The sequence below is a fragment of the Herbiconiux gentiana genome, assembly GCF_024978135.1.
Classification (GTDB): domain Bacteria; phylum Actinomycetota; class Actinomycetes; order Actinomycetales; family Microbacteriaceae; genus Herbiconiux; species Herbiconiux gentiana.
In genome coordinates, this window is sequence record NZ_JANTEZ010000001.1 from 87,301 (window position 1) to 102,891 (window position 15,591).

The following is a 15,591-nucleotide window of genomic DNA, read 5'->3' on the forward strand; positions in this document are numbered from 1 at the left end:
GGATGCGCGGGGTCGTCGGCGGGGGAGCGGTCGTCTCGGCGGCGGCGGTCGCCATCGCGCTGAGCGGATGCACGGCGGCGGCTCCGGCCGCGGCTCCGTCGTCCGCCGCGGTCTCCGTCGGGCCCGAGGTGTGGGGGAGCGGCGCCCTCTGGGTGTCTCCGTCCGGGTCGATCTCGCTCTGCCAGGAGCCGTTCGGCGACTCCGGCTGGGGCCCGCCGACGGTCTGCGACGACGGACCCGAGGTCCTCGGCGTGGAGGCGTCCGAGCTCTCGCCAGGCTCCCAGGCGGACGACGGGTGGACCTGGTCGGTCCACGCGCTCATCGGACACGTCGAGGGCTCGGCGTTCCGGGTGACCGGGCTCGACACTCCCGAAGCGATCGCCCTGACCGACGCGGCCTCGGCGCCACCGGTCAGCACCGAGCCCCAGCCGGTGTACGAGACCGACGAGGAGAAGGCCGCGGCGCTGTTCGCGGAGGCCGATCCGGCGCAGTACGGCTGCGCCGAACCGGAGGGCGGCTGGCGCGACGCCGGCGACCTGGAGGGGCTGATCGGCCCGTACTCGGCGGGGTATCCCGGGCAGGTCCTGGGCTGGGCGCCGCTGTACGTCGCCGACGGTGTCTCCGTGGCGCTGATCGGCGCCGCGGCCGGGGCCGATCTCGACGCGGTGCGCACCGGCATGCAGACGCTCTTCCCCGACGCGGCGTGCATCGTGAGCTCGACGGTCTCGGCCGCCGACCTGCAGCGTGCGCTCGACGACCCGCTGCTCGGCCCGGAGACCGTGCTCATCCGCACCGGATCGGACGCCGCGGGACGAACGACCGCCGACCCGGCCCTCTGGGTCTTCCGCCTCGCCCCGAGCGACGCCCTCGACGCGGCGGTGGCCCGCTACCCCGCCGGCCTGGTGCGCGTCGACACCTGGTTCCACCGCCTCCCGTAGCCGCGCCGCCCGACGCGACCGCCCCAGGTCGTCCCCTCCACCTGGCGAGTGGTCACTTTCCGCTCCAAGACGCGGTATGTGCAGCGGAAAGTGACCACTCGAGAGAGGGGGTCAGGCGCGGCGGCGGAGGCGGCGGGTCAGGTGGGCCGCGAGGGCTCCCGCGCCGACGAGGAAGACCGCGAGGGCGGCGAAGCCGGCCGCGTCGGAGCCCGTCGCCGCGAGCTCCGCGCCCGGAGCCGCGGGGGCCGCTCCGGGGGCGGGGTTCGCGCCGGGTGCCGGAGCGCCGGGCTGGGGGCCAGGCGCGGGGGCGGGCGACGGAGTGGTGGGCGTCGGCGTCGGGGTGGGCGTGGGGGCCGCCGTCGAGGTGACCGCGAAGGTGGTCGTCGTGCCCGAGACCTCGTTGCCGACGAGGAGGAGGGGCGCGCCCGTGGGGGAGTCGGATGCCGGGACGAAGGCGAGGCCCTCGGGGCCGAGGTCGCCCGACGCCGCGAGCGCCTCGGGCGAGGCCGACGGGTCGGCGACCGAGAAGTCGCGGTTGTTCACGTAGGTGACGAAGGTCGCGCCCGCCGGGTCGGTGATGTCGTAGACCATCACGCCGCCGACTCGCTCGAGCCCGATGAAGGCGTAATCGCGGTCGCCGACGCGGCCGAGGGCGAGGCCCTCGGGCTCCGGGCCCTTGTCGTCGCTGCGGGAGTCGAAGGCGACCTCCACGTGATCGGAGTTGAAGGCGCCCTCGGGCAGAGCGGCAGCGGTGATCCGCTCGAAGTCCGAGCCCGAGTCGAAGACCTGCTGCCCGTCGGACGACCAGATCGAGAACGACCGCCCACCGAACGCGTACAGCGACGAGTAGCATCCGGCGGCCTCGTCGAAACCGTCGGCCGTGGTCACCTTGAGGCGGCCGAGCTGCTCGTCGGCGGTGAAGGCCGCGAGCGGCTCGCAGACGTCGAGATCCTTCACGCGGGCCTCCTCCGAGTAGCCGTCCCAGTCGCGGCTGTCGCCCTCATTGGCTGAGACGACGAAGCTCTCCCCGTCGACCACGTAGCTGCCGATCGCGTCGGGCTGGAAGAGCCCGCGCACCGGCCACGTCGAGATGTCGACCGCCCCGTCGCGGTCCGAGGCGTCGAGCCCGGTCACCGAGAAGTCCTGGTAGCCGAGCGGGTGGATGTCGGTGACCGTCGCCGAGGCGATGTCGAGCACGGCGATGGCGTTCGCCTCCTGCAGCGACACGTAGGCGGTGCCGCCCGAGACGGTGACGTACTCGGGCTCGAGGTTCTCCGACACGGGGTTCACGGCGCCGTCCCGCACCCCGAAGACGCGAACACCCTCGGGCAGCGTTTTCGATCCACCCGCCTCGTAGGCGTGGAAGTCCGCGCTCCGCACGTCCGTCTGGGCAGGCGCGTCGATCGTCTCCGGCACCGCGACGACCGACACGGTGCCCTCGGGGTCGCTGCTGTAGTCCTCGGCCGGCTCGCCCTCGTTCGCCACCAGTGCGGTCGCGCCGTCGGGGGAGAAGGTCACCATGTCGGGCAGGGCTCCGACACGCACGGCCCCGAGGGCGGTTCCGCTGCCGGAGGCGTCGAAGAACACCAGCCAGCCGGCGTCGGTCTTCGGGTCGGCCTCGACGGCGAGCGCCACCAGTCCGTCGGCGCGCACGGCGACCGAGTTCGCCACTGCGGACGCCGGGATCGTGGAGCCGTCGGCCGCCACCACTCCGGCGGTGACGAGATCGAACAGCCGCTCGGGCGTCGTCGGGTCGGAGAGGTCGAGCACCTGCGCGACCCCGGCCTGCGCGTTCACGACGAACGCCCGCTTCGAGCCCCCGTGGAACTGCACGATCTCGGCCGCGCTCTCGTCGAACACCCCGGTCGAGAAGCTGCCGAGCGGGCTCAGCCCGATCGCCGCGTCCGGCGCGGACGACGCGACGGGCGAGAACGCACCCGGGTCTGGCTCGACCGCGGCCTGAGCGGCGGCGGGCCCGAAGGCGATCCCGGCGACGATCGTGCAGGTGGCGAGCGACGTGGCGGTCAGGCCGGTGCGGGTGGTCAGGGCGGTGCGGGCGGTGCGGCGGCGCATGGGGCTCCTCGGGCGGGGTCTCGGCGTACGGATCCCCCACCCGACCGCATCCGGATGAACGCCCGGTGACGCCGGCCTGAACAGAGCGGTCCGCACCCCATCGCCCGAGACCGTATACTGAGGATAGCTCGAGCATCTGGACTGCTAGAGTGACGGGGTACACAGGCATCCTTTAAGGCCGTCCGGGAGGCGGGGAAGGAGGTCGGTCGTTATGGCACGAACCGTGCTGCAGCAGGCTGACATAGCCCGGGCGTTGACTCGGGTCTCGCACGAGATCCTCGAGTCCAACCGGGGAGCGGACGATCTGGTGATCCTCGGGATCCCGACACGAGGAGTGCTGCTGGCCGAGCGCATCGGCGAGCTGATCGGCGGCATCGAGCCCGGCAGCGACCCGGCCGGCATGGTCGGCGCCCTCGACATCACGATGTACCGCGACGATCTGGCGAAGCATCCGACGCGCACCCCGCAGCCCACCCAGGTGCCCCGTCAGGGCATCGACGGCAAGACCGTGGTGCTCGTCGACGACGTGCTCTACTCCGGCCGCACCATCCGGGCCGCCCTCGACGCCCTGAACGACCTCGGCCGGCCCCGCGCGGTGCGCCTCGCCGTGCTCGTCGACCGCGGCCACCGCGACCTGCCGATCCGGGCGGACTTCGTGGGTAAGAACCTGCCGACCTCGCGCGCCGAGCGCATCAACGTGCGCCTGTCGGGGCTCGACGCCACCGAAGAGGTGACGATCGAAGGATGAGACACCTCCTGTCCACCCGGGACCTCAGGCGCGACGAGGCCGTCCGCATCCTCGACATCGCCGAAGACATGGCCGACGTGCAGAACCGCGAGGTCAAGAAGCTGCCGACCCTCCGCGGCAAGACGGTCGTGAACCTCTTCTTCGAGGACTCCACCCGCACCCGCATCTCGTTCGAGGCCGCCGCGAAACGCCTCTCGGCCGACGTCATCAACTTCTCGGCCAAGGGCTCCAGCGTCTCTAAGGGCGAGAGCCTGAAAGACACGGCGCAGACCCTCGCCGCGATGGGCGCCGACGGCGTCGTCATCCGCCACCACGCCTCCGGGGCGCCCCAGGTGCTCGCGCAGAGCGACTGGATCGACGCGGGCGTCGTGAACGCGGGCGACGGCACCCACGAGCATCCGACCCAGGCCCTGCTCGACGCCTTCACGATGCGCCGCCGCCTGCACGGCACCGCGAGCCGGGGCAGGGCGCTCGACGGCGTGCGGGTCGTCATCGTCGGCGACATCCTGCACTCGCGGGTGGCCCGCTCGAACCTGTGGCTGCTCGAGACCCTCGGTGCCGAGCTCACCTTCGTCGCCCCGGCCACCCTCGTGCCGGTCGGCGCCGAGACCTGGCCCGCGTCGGTCGGCTTCGACCTCGACGCGGCGCTGGCCGAGGTGCGGCCCGACGTGCTGATGATGCTGCGCATCCAGAGCGAACGGATGCACGCCGCCTACTTCCCCAATGCCCGCGAGTACGCGCGGCAGTGGGGCCTCGACGACGAGCGGATGGCGGCCCTTCGCCCGGATACGATTGTGATGCACCCCGGACCGATGAACCGCGGCCTCGAGATCTCGTCGGGCGCGGCCGATTCCGCGCAGTCGACCGTGCTCGAGCAGGTCGCGAACGGGGTGTCCATCCGGATGGCAGTGCTCTACCTGCTGCTCTCCGGCGAGCGAGAGGCCCTGAGTTGAGCGAGCAGAGCTACCTGCTGAAGGGTGCGACCCTTCCGAGCGGCGCCGGTGCCGACATCCTGATCGAGGGCGGCCGCATCGTGTCGACGGAGACGGGAGCCGGCCACGGCGCCGACGTCGCCGTGGTCGACGCCGACGGGCTCGTGGCCCTGCCCGGCCTCGTCGACCTGCACACCCACCTGCGCGAGCCCGGCTTCGAGCAGAGTGAGACCGTGCTCACCGGCACCCGGGCCGCCGCGGCGGGCGGTTTCACCGCCGTCTTCGCCATGGCCAACACCCTTCCGGTCGCCGACACCGCGGGCGTCGTCGAGCAGGTGCAGGCCCTCGGCCGCGCCGCCGGGTACGCCACCGTGCGCCCGATCGGCGCCGTCACCGTCGGGCTCGGCGGCGAGCGCCTCAGCGAGATCGGCGCGATGGCCCAGTCGCGTGCCGGCGTGCGGGTGTTCTCCGACGACGGCAAGTGCGTGCACGACTCGCTGCTCATGCGCCGGGCGCTCGAGTACGTCAAGACCTTCGACGGCGTGATCGCCCAGCACGCCCAAGACCCGCGCCTCACCGAGAACGCGCAGATGAACGAGGGCGCCCTCAGCAGCGAGCTCGGCCTGAAGGGCTGGCCCGCCGTCGCCGAGGAGTCGATCATCGCCCGCGACGTGCTGCTCGCCGAGCACGTCGGTGCACGCCTGCACATCTGCCACCTCTCCACCGCAGGGTCGGTCGACGTGATCCGCTGGGCGAAGGCGCGGGGCATCCAGGTCACGGCCGAGGCGACGCCGCACCATCTGCTCCTCACCGAGGAGCTCATCCGCAGCTACGACGCCCGCTACAAGGTGAACCCGCCGCTCCGCCGCGACGAGGACGTGCAAGCGCTCCGCGAGGCCGTCGCCGACGGCACGATCGATATCATCGCCACCGACCACGCACCGCACCCGCGCGAGGCGAAGGAGTGCGAGTGGGACGCGGCGGCCTTCGGCATGGTCGGCCTCGAGTCGGCCCTGCCCGTGGTGCAGACGGCGCTCGTCGACACCGGCCTGCTCGACTGGGCCGGGGTCGCCCGGGTGCTCTCGCAGGCGCCCGCCGCGATCGGCCGGCTCGACGGTCACACGCACGCGTTCGAGCCCGGTTCGGCCGCGAACGTCGTGCTCGTCGACCCGGCGGCCTCGAGCGTCTTCGACCTCGAGCGCCTGCACGGCCGCAGCCAGAACTCGCCCTACCTCGGTGCCACCCTCTCGGGCAGCGTGCGCTGGACCTTCCACGAGGGCTTCGCCACGCTGCGCGACGGCGTGCTCGCCCCCGTCGCCGAAGCGGCGGTGCGCTGATGGAGCGGCTCGTCCCCGGTGTGCTCGTCACGCTGTTCGCCCTGCTCGTGCTGGGCGCCATGGTGTGGGCCTGGCGGGCCAGGCGCCGCCGCCAATCGGCGTTCGGCCGGGCGACGGATGCTCCCGCCGAGGCCGCGCGCGGCCGCGAGCTCGCCCGCGCATCCGTTCTCTACGTCGCCACCACGGCCGCGGGCGACCCGTTGAACCGCCTGACCATCCCGGGGCTCGCCTTCCGCGGCCGTGGAGTGCTGACGGTGACCGAGACCGGCCTCTCGCTCGTCGTGCCCGGAGAGCCCGAGACCTTCATCACCCGCGAGCGCCTGCGCTCCGTGGGCACCTCCACCTGGACCATCGATCGTGTCGTCGAGCCCGGCGGGCTCGTGCGCATCGACTGGACCTACGACTCCACCACCGGCCCGGCCGAGGTCGAGAGCTTCGTGCGCGCCACCGGCCTTGGTGACGCCGCGCGGCTGATCGACGCCGCCTCGGCCATCATCCCGAACAACACCCCTCAGGGAGGAACCTCGTCGTGATCACAACCGAACCCGCCGTGCTCGTGCTGGAAGACGGTCGGCGCTACGAGGGCCGTGCGTACGGTGCGCGCGGTCGCACCCTCGGCGAGGCCGTCTTCGCCACCGGCATGACCGGCTACCAGGAGACGCTGACCGACCCCTCGTACGCCGGCCAGATCGTGCTGCAGACCGCACCCCACATCGGCAACACCGGTGTCAACGACACCGACAAGGAGTCGTCGAAGATCTGGGTCGCCGGCTACGTCGTGCGCGATCCCTCCCGGGTGGTGTCGAACTTCCGCGCCCAGCGCTCGCTCGACGACGACCTGCAGACCGACGGGGTCGTGGGAATCTCGGGCATCGACACCCGAGCCGTCACGCGGCACATCCGCAACTTCGGCGCCATGCGCGCCGGCATCTTCTCGGGCTCCGACTACGAGCTGTCGGCCACTGAGCAGCTCGGCGCCGTGCGCGGCGGCACCGAGATGGCGGGCCAGAACCTCTCGAGCATCGTGTCGACCCCGGAGCGCTACCAGGTGCCCGCCGTCGGCGACCGCATCGGCTCGGTCGCCGTGCTCGACCTGGGCGTCAAGACCTCCACGCTGAACTACCTCGCCGAGCGCGGGCTCGACGTCGAGGTGCTGCCCGAGTCGGTCACGGTCGACGAGGTGCTCGAGCTCGCTCCGGATGCCCTGTTCTACAGCAACGGCCCGGGCGACCCCGAGGCCTCCGAAGGTCATGTCGAGCTGCTCCGCGGCGTGCTGAAGAGCGGCGTGCCGTACTTCGGCATCTGCTTCGGCAACCAATTGCTGGGACGGGCCCTCGGTTTCGGCACCTACAAGCTGCCCTTCGGCCACCGCGGCATCAACCAGCCGGTGCTCGACAAGCTCACCGGCCGGGTCGAGATCACCAGTCAGAACCACGGTTTCGCCGTCGACGCGCCCCGCGAGGGCGTCGTCGACTCGCCGGCCGGTTTCGGCCGGGTCGAGGTGAGCCACGTCAGCCTCAACGACGACGTGGTCGAGGGCATCCGCTGCCTCGACATCGACGCCTTCTCGGTGCAGTACCACCCCGAGGCGGCCGCCGGCCCCCACGACTCCATGTACCTGTTCGACCGGTTCCGCGAGATGATCCTCGCGAAGACGACCCCTGTGCTCTCTGAAGGAGACGACGAGTAATGCCCAAGAGAGACGACATCCAGAGCGTTCTGGTCATCGGCTCCGGCCCGATCGTCATCGGTCAGGCCGTCGAGTTCGACTACTCGGGAACGCAGGCCTGCCGTGTGCTGCGCGAGGAGGGCGTTCGCGTCATCCTGGTGAACTCCAACCCGGCGACCATCATGACCGACCCCGACTTCGCCGACGCCACCTACGTCGAGCCCATCACCTGGCAGGTCATCGAGACCATCATCGCCAAGGAGAAGCCGGATGCGATCCTGCCGACCCTGGGTGGCCAGACCGCGCTGAACGCGGCCATCCAGCTGCACGAGCACGGCATCCTCGAGAAGTACGACGTCGAGCTGATCGGCGCGAACTTCGAGGCCATCAACAAGGGCGAGGACCGCCAGATCTTCAAGGAGCTCGTGCTCGAGTGCGGCGCCGACGTCGCGCGCTCGTACATCGCGCACACCGTCGAGGAGGCCGTCGGTTACGCCGAAGACCTGGGCTACCCGCTCGTGGTGCGCCCCTCGTTCACGATGGGCGGCCTCGGCTCGGGCTTCGCCTACGACGAGGAGGAGCTGCGCCGCATCGTCGGCGACGGCCTGCACCAGAGCCCCACCACCGAGGTGCTCCTGGAGGAGTCGATCCTCGGCTGGAAGGAGTACGAGCTCGAGCTCATGCGCGACACCGCCGACAACACGGTGGTCGTCTGCTCCATCGAGAACGTCGACCCCGTGGGCGTGCACACCGGCGACTCGATCACCGTGGCGCCCGCGCTCACGCTGACCGACCGCGAGTACCAGAAGCTCCGCGACATCGGCATCGACATCATCCGCGCCGTCGGCGTCGACACCGGCGGCTGCAACATCCAGTTCGCGGTCGACCCGTCCAACGGCCGCATCATCGTGATCGAGATGAATCCGCGGGTGTCGCGCTCGAGCGCCCTGGCCTCCAAGGCCACGGGCTTCCCGATCGCGAAGATCGCCGCGAAGCTCGCGATCGGCTACCGGCTCGACGAGATCCCGAACGACATCACCAAGGTGACCCCGGCCTCCTTCGAGCCGACGCTCGACTACGTCGTGGTGAAGGTGCCCCGCTTCGCGTTCGAGAAGTTCCCGGCCGCCGACCAGACCCTCACCACCACCATGAAGTCGGTGGGCGAGGCGATGGCCATCGGTCGCAACTTCACCCAGGCGCTGCAGAAGTCGCTGCGCTCGCTCGAGAAGCGCGGCTCGTCCTTCCACTGGGACGGCGAGCCCGGCGACAAGGACGAGCTGCTCGCGATCGCCAAGGTGCCCACCGACGGCCGCATCGTCACGGTGCAGCAGGCGCTCCGCGCCGGCGCGACGATCGAGGAGGCCTTCGAGGCCACCAAGATCGACCCCTGGTTCCTCGACCAGATCGTGCTGATCAACGAGGTCGCCGAGGCGATCCGCGCCTCCGAGAACGCCGACCACGCCATGTTCACGCTCGCCAAGGAGCACGGCTTCTCGGATGCCCAGATCGCGTCCCTGCGCGGCTTCGGCGAGAAGGACGTGCGCGAGGTGCGCCACATCCTCGGCATCCGCCCGGTCTACAAGACGGTCGACACCTGCGCGGGCGAGTTCCCGGCGCTGACGCCCTACCACTACTCGAGCTACGACCTCGAGACCGAGGTCGAGCCGTCGGACGCCCGCAAGGTCGTCATCCTCGGCTCCGGCCCGAACCGCATCGGGCAGGGCGTCGAGTTCGACTACTCCTGCGTGCACGCCTCGTTCGCCCTGCACGACGCCGGGTACGAGACGATCATGATCAACTGCAACCCCGAGACGGTCTCGACCGACTACGACACCAGCGACCGGCTGTACTTCGAGCCGCTCACGCTCGAGGACGTGCTGGAGGTCATCCACGCCGAGTCGCAGGCGGGCGAGCTCGTGGGTGTCGTCGTGCAGCTCGGCGGCCAGACCGCCCTCGGCCTCGCGAAGGGGCTGAAGGAGGCCGGCGTGCCGATCCTCGGCACCACCCCCGAGGCCATCGACCTCGCCGAGGAGCGCGGGCTGTTCTCGGGCATCCTCGATGCCGCGGGCATCCTGGCGCCGAAGAACGGCACCGCCGTCGACTACGAGTCGGCCGTGGCGGTCGCCGAGGAGATCGGCTTCCCCGTGCTGGTGCGCCCGAGCTACGTGCTCGGCGGCCGCGGCATGGAGATCGTCTACGACACCCCGTCGCTCGCCGACTACTTCGAGCGCATCGCGGGCCAGGGCATGGTCGGCACGGCCAATCCGCTGCTCGTCGACCGCTTCCTCGACGACGCCATCGAGATCGACGTCGACGCGCTCTACGACGGCCACGAGCTGTACATCGGCGGCATCATGGAGCACCTCGAGGAGGCCGGGGTGCACTCCGGCGACTCGAGCTGCTCCCTGCCCCCCGTGACCCTCGGCCACTCGCAGATCGACGCCGTGCGCGACGCCACCCTCGCCATCGCGCAGGGCATCGGCGTGCAGGGCCTGCTGAACGTGCAGTTCGCGATCGGCGCCGGCATCCTCTACGTGCTCGAGGCCAACCCCCGCGCCTCGCGCACCGTGCCGTTCGTGTCGAAGGCCCTGGGCATCCCGCTCGCGAAGGCGGCTTCGCGCCTCATGGTCGGCGTCACCATCGCCGAGCTGAAGGCGGAGGGCATGCTGCCCGAGCAGGACGGCTCGCGCGTGCCGCTCGACTCGCCGGTCGCCGTGAAGGAGGCCGTGCTGCCGTTCAAGCGCTTCCGCACCAAGGAGGGCCTGATCGTCGACTCTGTGCTCGGCCCGGAGATGCGCTCGACCGGTGAGGTCATGGGCATCGACCGCGACTTCCCCCGCGCCTTCGCCAAGAGCCAGGAGGCCGCCTACGGCGGTATGCCGCTGTCGGGCACCGTCTTCGTCTCGGTCTCCGACCGCGACAAGCGCGCGATCGTGCTCCCGGTGCTGCGGCTGCAGCAGCTCGGCTTCGAGATCCTGGCCACGAGCGGCACGGCCGAGGTGCTGAACCGCAACGGCATCCACGCCGGCATCGTGGGCAAGTACTCCGAGAACGTCGGAACCGATGGCGCCGACGGCGCCGAGCCCGTCGAGACGATCGTCGACCTGATCAACGCGAACAAGGTCGACATCGTCATCAACACGCCCTCGGGCCGCTCGGCCCGGGTCGACGGCTACGAGATCCGCGCGGCGGCCGTCGCGGCCGACAAGCCGCTGTTCACGACCATCGCCCAGCTGGGTGCTGCCGTGGCCTCCTTCGACGCCCTGAAGGACGGTTTCGAGGTCACCTCGCTGCAGGAGTACGCCATCGCCCGGAACGCGCGCCGATGAGCGGCGCTCCCTTCGGCGCCCGGCTCGACGGCGCGTTCGCGGCGCACGGGCACCTGTGCGTCGGCATCGACCCGCACCCCTATCTCCTCCAGGAGTGGGGGCTCGGGCGGGACGCCGAGGGCGCGCGCGACTTCGGCCTGCGGGTCGTCGACGCCGCCGCGGGGCGGGTCGGCATCGTCAAGCCGCAGGTGGCGTTCTTCGAGTCGTTCGGCTCGGCGGGCTTCGCCGCCCTCGAGCACGTGCTCGCCGCCGCCCGTGCGGCGGGACTCCTCGTGATCGGCGACGCCAAGCGCGGCGACATCGGTTCGACCAACGACGGCTACGCGGCCGCCTGGCTGGCCGAAGGATCGCCGCTCGAGGTCGACGCGCTGACCGTCACCGCCTACACCGGCGTCGGTGCCCTCGCGGGCCTCATCGACACCGCCGACGCGACCGGCAAGGGCGTCTTCGTGCTGAGCGCGACCTCCAACCCCGAGGCGCGCGGCCTGCAGACGGCGACGACGGATGCCGGTGAGACGGTCGCCCGGCTCGTCGCCGACGGGGTCGCCGCCCGCAACACCGACCGCACCCGACTCGGCGACCACGGCCTCGTGCTCGGAGCCACCCGGAAGCTCGACGAGTACGGCTTCACGAACGACGCCGCCCGCGCGCTGTCCACCACCCCGGTGCTCGCTCCGGGCTTCGGCTTCCAGGGGGCGGCCTTCGAGTCGATCCCCGCGGTGTTCGGCCAGCTCGCGCCGAACGTCGTCGTCAGCGTGTCCCGCTCGGTGCTCGCGCTCGGGTCGGCGTCCGACGCCGGGGCCGCCGGGCTCGCCGAGGCGATCGAGCGCGAGAGCGCCGCCCTCGGGGAGGTGCTCCGATGAACCCGCCCGAGGTCGACCGCGTCGCCGCCTCCCGGGCCGCCGTCGCCGCCCGCCAGGCCCGGGCAGCCGTCAAGCGCGCCGTCACCGAGCGCCGGCTGAGCGCCGTCGCGGTGCTCGAGACCGCCCTCGGCAGCACCGAGAGCATCGAGGCCACCATGCGGGTGCGCGACCTGCTGATGGCCATCCCGGGTCTCGGCCCGGTGCGCATCGACCGCGTGATGGGCACCCTCGGCATCGCCGCCACGAAGCGGCTCTCGGGGCTCGGCGTGCACCAGCAGGTGCGACTGCGGGAGTACCTGCAGCGCCGGGCGCCGAAGGTCGCGGCCACGGGCGACAGCCGCCTCGTGGTGCTGGCCGGGCCGACCGCCGTGGGCAAGGGCACCGTCTCCACCTACATCCGCGAGAACTTCCCCGAGGTGCACCTCTCGGTCTCGGCCACCACGCGGGCGCCGCGCCCGGGCGAGGTCGAGGGCGTCAGCTACTACTTCGTCTCCGACGAGGAGTTCGACCGGATGATCGAGGCGGGGGAGTTCCTCGAGTGGGCCGTGGTGCACAACAAGTCGCGCTACGGCACGCCGCGAACCCCGATCGACCGCGCCCTGGCGGCGGGGACGAGCGTGCTGCTCGAGATCGACATCCAGGGCGCGCGCCAGGTCAAGGCGGCCGAGCCGAGCGCCACGCTCGTGTTCCTGCTGCCCCCGACCTGGGACGAACTGGTGCGCCGGCTGATCGGCCGCGGCACCGAGACACCCGAGGAGCAGGAGCGCCGACTGACCACCGCGAAGGTGGAACTGGCGGCCCAATCGGAGTTCGACTTCCGCGTCGTGAACAGCGATGTGCAGGCCGCGGCGGCGGAGGTCGTAGAATTGATGCAGATTCAGAAGGCGACTGACCTTCCCAGCAAGGAGTGAACACCGTGCCCACCAACAAACTCGGCATCATCGACCCGCCCATCGACGAGCTGCTCTCGAAGGTCGACTCGAAGTACGCCCTGGTGATCTTCGCGTCCAAGCGGGCCCGCCAGATCAACGACTACTACGCCGACCTGCACGAGGGCAGCCTGTTCGACAACGTCGGCCCGCTGGTCGACTCGACCATCGACGACAAGCCCCTCTCGGTCGCCATGCACGAGATCAACGAGGACAAGCTGACGGTCCGCCCCGCGGCGCCCATCGAGTAGCTTCTCGTCCGTCCTCCTCATGGGAGCGCAATTGAACATCGTCGTCGGGATCACGGGTGGCATCGCGGCCTACAAGGCCGTGAACGTCATCCGTGGTCTCGTTCTGGCGGGCCATGACGTGCACGTCGTCGCCACCGAGCACGCCCTGAAGTTCGTCGGGCGTCCGACGCTCGAGGCCATCTCGCGCAACCTGGTCTCGACCGACCTCTACGACGGCGTCGCCCAGGTGCGGCACGTGGCCATCGGCCAGGCCGCCGACCTCGTCGTCATCGCCCCCGCGACCGCGAACACCATCGCGAAGCTCGCCGCCGGGCTCGCCGACGACCTGCTCGGCAACACGGTGCTCGCCAGCCGGGCGCCGCTCGTCATCGCGCCCGCGATGCACACCGAGATGTGGCAGAACCCGGCCACCGTCGCGAACGTCGCCACGCTGCGCTCGCGCGGCGTGCACCTCGTGGGGCCGGCCAGCGGGCAGCTCACCGGGTCCGACTCCGGGGTGGGGCGCATGGCGGAGCCCGACGAGATCGTGGCCCGTGCACTCGAGGTCGCGGCGGGGGCTGCCACGTTCGCGGTGCCCGGGGGTTCTCGGGCGGGCGACGGCTCGGCGAGCATCCGTGACCTGGAGGGCCGGCGGGTGCTGGTGACCGCCGGTGGAACGCGGGAACCCCTCGACCCGGTTCGGTATATCGGCAACCGCTCGAGCGGCAAGCAGGGTGTGGCCATCGCTACTGCCGCCCGCGACCGCGGGGCCCACGTGACGCTGATCGCCGCGCACGTCGAGGTCGAGCTGCCCGAGGGCGTCGACGTCGTGCGGGTCGAGACGGCGGCCGAGCTGCTCGCCGCCACCACCACGGCAGCGCCCGAGAACGACCTCACCGTGATGGCGGCCGCCGTCAGCGACTACCGGCCCGTGTCGGTGAGCGAGTCGAAGATCAAGAAGACCGCCACCGGGGAGCGGCTCACGCTGGATCTCGTGCAGAACCCCGACATCCTCGCCACGATCTCGGCCGGCCCTCGCGACGGGCGCCTCGTGGTCGGCTTCGCGGCCGAGACCGCCGCCACGCGCGAGGAGCTTCTCGAGCTCGGGCGCGCCAAGATCGCCCGCAAGGGCTGCGACTTCCTCGTGGTGAACGCCGTGGGCTGGACCACCGGTTTCGCCACGGAGAGCAACACCGTGCTGGTGCTCGATGCCGCCGGGGCTATAGTCGTCGAGGCATCCGGCAGCAAGACGTCGGTGGCTGATGGCATTCTCGGAGTGTTCGCCGCCGCCCTATCAGGAGCACCATGACCTCCCTTCGCCTCTTCACCTCCGAATCCGTCACCGAGGGCCACCCCGACAAGATCTGCGACCAGGTCTCCGACACCATCCTCGACGCGCTGCTGACGGTCGACCCGCACGCGCGTGTCGCCGTCGAGACCCTCGTCACCACCGGGCTCGTGCACGTCGCGGGCGAGGTCACCACGAGCGGGTACGTCGAGATCCCGGCGCTCGTGCGCGAGAAGATCTCGTCGATCGGCTACACCTCGAGCGACGTCTGGTTCGACGGGCGCTCGTGCGGCGTGTCGGTGTCGATCGGCGGTCAGTCGCCCGACATCGCGCAGGGCGTCGACAACGCCTTCGAGACCCGCGAGGGCTCCTCCACCGACGAGGCAGACCGGCAGGGCGCGGGCGACCAGGGCATCATGTTCGGCTACGCCACCACCGAGACGCCGCAGCTCATGCCGCTGCCGATCTGGCTGGCCCATCGGCTCTCGGCCCGCCTCGCCGCCGTGCGCAAGGAGGGTGTGCTCGACTACCTCCGGCCCGACGGCAAGACCCAGGTCACGGTCGGGTACGACGGCGTGGTGCCGAAGAGCGTCGACACGGTCGTGCTGTCGACCCAGCACTCGCCGTCGGTGGGGCTCGACGAGCTGCGCCGCGAGGTCGAGGAGACGGTGATCCGCCCGGTGCTCGCGCAGGCCGAGGTCGACGGGGTGTCGCTGTCGTCGACCGATGCACGCATCCTGATCAACCCGACCGGCCGGTTCGAGATCGGCGGGCCGCAGGGCGACGCCGGGCTCACCGGGCGCAAGATCATCGTCGACACCTACGGCGGGGCCGCGCGGCACGGCGGCGGCGCCTTCAGCGGAAAAGACCCGTCGAAGGTCGACCGCTCGGCCGCCTACGCCATGCGCTGGGTCGCGAAGAACGCCGTGGCCGCGGGGCTCGCCTCGCGCCTGGAGGTGCAGATCGCGTACGCCATCGGCAAGGCGGCGCCGGTGGGCTTCTACGTCGAGACCTTCGGCACCGGGGTCGTCAGCGACGAGGTCATCACGGCGGCGCTGCAGTCGGTGTTCGACCTGCGTCCGGCCGCCATCATCCGCGACCTCGACCTGCTGCGCCCCATCTACGCCCAGACGGCCGCCTACGGGCACTTCGGCCGCGAGCTCCCCGACTTCACCTGGGAGCGACTCGACCGGGTCGACGAGATCCGGGCCGCCGCGGGGCTCTGACCGTGGCGGGTGCAGGGGCGCCCGCGGGT

At 71.4% G+C, this 15,591-nt stretch carries 13 protein-coding genes; 12 read left to right on the forward strand and 1 reads right to left on the reverse strand.

Annotation, left to right across the window (positions count from 1 at the left end):
• The first annotated feature begins 2 nt into the window (after window positions 1–2).
• Window positions 3–938: a hypothetical protein gene (locus NVV95_RS00405; protein ID WP_259484570.1), complete on the forward strand. Its 936-nt coding sequence runs from the start codon at window positions 3–5 to the stop codon at window positions 936–938.
• A 111-nt stretch (window positions 939–1,049) separates the two neighbouring features.
• On the opposite strand, the gene NVV95_RS00410 is transcribed toward NVV95_RS00405, so the two are convergent.
• Complete coding sequence (locus NVV95_RS00410; RefSeq protein ID WP_259484571.1) at window positions 1,050–3,011, reverse strand: choice-of-anchor I family protein; 1,962 nt, start codon at window positions 3,009–3,011, stop codon at window positions 1,050–1,052.
• Window positions 3,012–3,222: 211 nt separating this feature from the next.
• Between NVV95_RS00410 and pyrR the strand changes: the two genes are divergently transcribed.
• The 11 genes from pyrR to metK are packed head-to-tail and all read left to right on the forward strand — an operon-like array spanning window position 3,223 to window position 15,562.
• Complete coding sequence (gene pyrR, locus NVV95_RS00415; RefSeq protein ID WP_259484572.1) at window positions 3,223–3,759, forward strand: bifunctional pyr operon transcriptional regulator/uracil phosphoribosyltransferase PyrR; 537 nt, start codon at window positions 3,223–3,225, stop codon at window positions 3,757–3,759.
• On the forward strand, window positions 3,756–4,712 hold the full coding sequence (locus NVV95_RS00420; RefSeq protein WP_259484573.1) for an aspartate carbamoyltransferase catalytic subunit: 957 nt from the start codon (window positions 3,756–3,758) through the stop codon (window positions 4,710–4,712). Before pyrR ends, NVV95_RS00420 begins: the two co-directional genes overlap by 4 nt.
• Window positions 4,709–6,028 (forward strand): dihydroorotase, encoded by a 1,320-nt coding sequence (locus tag NVV95_RS00425; RefSeq protein ID WP_259484574.1) that lies wholly within the window; start codon window positions 4,709–4,711, stop codon window positions 6,026–6,028. Before NVV95_RS00420 ends, NVV95_RS00425 begins: the two co-directional genes overlap by 4 nt.
• On the forward strand, window positions 6,028–6,561 hold the full coding sequence (locus tag NVV95_RS00430; protein ID WP_259484575.1) for a PH-like domain-containing protein: 534 nt from the start codon (window positions 6,028–6,030) through the stop codon (window positions 6,559–6,561). The genes NVV95_RS00425 and NVV95_RS00430 overlap by 1 nt, the downstream gene beginning before the upstream one ends.
• Complete coding sequence (carA, locus tag NVV95_RS00435) at window positions 6,561–7,718, forward strand: glutamine-hydrolyzing carbamoyl-phosphate synthase small subunit (RefSeq protein ID WP_259485185.1); 1,158 nt, start codon at window positions 6,561–6,563, stop codon at window positions 7,716–7,718. The genes NVV95_RS00430 and carA overlap by 1 nt, the downstream gene beginning before the upstream one ends.
• A complete protein-coding gene (gene carB, locus NVV95_RS00440) occupies window positions 7,718–11,026 on the forward strand; it encodes a carbamoyl-phosphate synthase large subunit (protein ID WP_259484576.1) in 3,309 nt (1,102 codons plus the stop codon). Before carA ends, carB begins: the two co-directional genes overlap by 1 nt.
• On the forward strand, window positions 11,023–11,889 hold the full coding sequence (gene pyrF / locus NVV95_RS00445) for an orotidine-5'-phosphate decarboxylase (RefSeq protein ID WP_259484577.1): 867 nt from the start codon (window positions 11,023–11,025) through the stop codon (window positions 11,887–11,889). The genes carB and pyrF overlap by 4 nt, the downstream gene beginning before the upstream one ends.
• Entirely contained in the window at window positions 11,886–12,800 is a 915-nt protein-coding gene (gmk, locus tag NVV95_RS00450) for a guanylate kinase (protein ID WP_259484578.1), read from the forward strand. The genes pyrF and gmk overlap by 4 nt, the downstream gene beginning before the upstream one ends.
• A gap of 5 nt (window positions 12,801–12,805) precedes the next feature.
• On the forward strand, window positions 12,806–13,069 hold the full coding sequence (gene rpoZ, locus NVV95_RS00455; RefSeq protein ID WP_259484579.1) for a DNA-directed RNA polymerase subunit omega: 264 nt from the start codon (window positions 12,806–12,808) through the stop codon (window positions 13,067–13,069).
• Between the two features lie 31 nt (window positions 13,070–13,100).
• Window positions 13,101–14,357, forward strand: a complete 1,257-nt coding sequence (coaBC, locus tag NVV95_RS00460; protein WP_259484580.1) for a bifunctional phosphopantothenoylcysteine decarboxylase/phosphopantothenate--cysteine ligase CoaBC — start codon at window positions 13,101–13,103, stop codon at window positions 14,355–14,357.
• On the forward strand, window positions 14,354–15,562 hold the full coding sequence (gene metK / locus NVV95_RS00465) for a methionine adenosyltransferase (protein ID WP_259484581.1): 1,209 nt from the start codon (window positions 14,354–14,356) through the stop codon (window positions 15,560–15,562). Before coaBC ends, metK begins: the two co-directional genes overlap by 4 nt.
• The last annotated feature ends 29 nt before the right edge of the window (window positions 15,563–15,591 follow it).

Excerpts from the sequence above, each read along its gene's own strand:
- pyrF (WP_259484577.1), top strand. The coding sequence starts at position 11,023 with ATGAGCGGCGCTCCCTTCGGCGCCCGGCTCGACGGCGCGTTCGCGGCG.
- metK (WP_259484581.1), top strand. The coding sequence starts at position 14,354 with ATGACCTCCCTTCGCCTCTTCACCTCCGAATCCGTCACCGAGGGCCAC.
- NVV95_RS00410 (WP_259484571.1), bottom strand. The coding sequence starts at position 3,011 with ATGCGCCGCCGCACCGCCCGCACCGCCCTGACCACCCGCACCGGCCTG.
- NVV95_RS00405 (WP_259484570.1), top strand. The coding sequence starts at position 3 with ATGCGCGGGGTCGTCGGCGGGGGAGCGGTCGTCTCGGCGGCGGCGGTC.
- NVV95_RS00420 (WP_259484573.1), top strand. The coding sequence starts at position 3,756 with ATGAGACACCTCCTGTCCACCCGGGACCTCAGGCGCGACGAGGCCGTC.
- gmk (WP_259484578.1), top strand. The coding sequence starts at position 11,886 with ATGAACCCGCCCGAGGTCGACCGCGTCGCCGCCTCCCGGGCCGCCGTC.
- NVV95_RS00430 (WP_259484575.1), top strand. The coding sequence starts at position 6,028 with ATGGAGCGGCTCGTCCCCGGTGTGCTCGTCACGCTGTTCGCCCTGCTC.
- pyrR (WP_259484572.1), top strand. The coding sequence starts at position 3,223 with ATGGCACGAACCGTGCTGCAGCAGGCTGACATAGCCCGGGCGTTGACT.
- carB (WP_259484576.1), top strand. The coding sequence starts at position 7,718 with ATGCCCAAGAGAGACGACATCCAGAGCGTTCTGGTCATCGGCTCCGGC.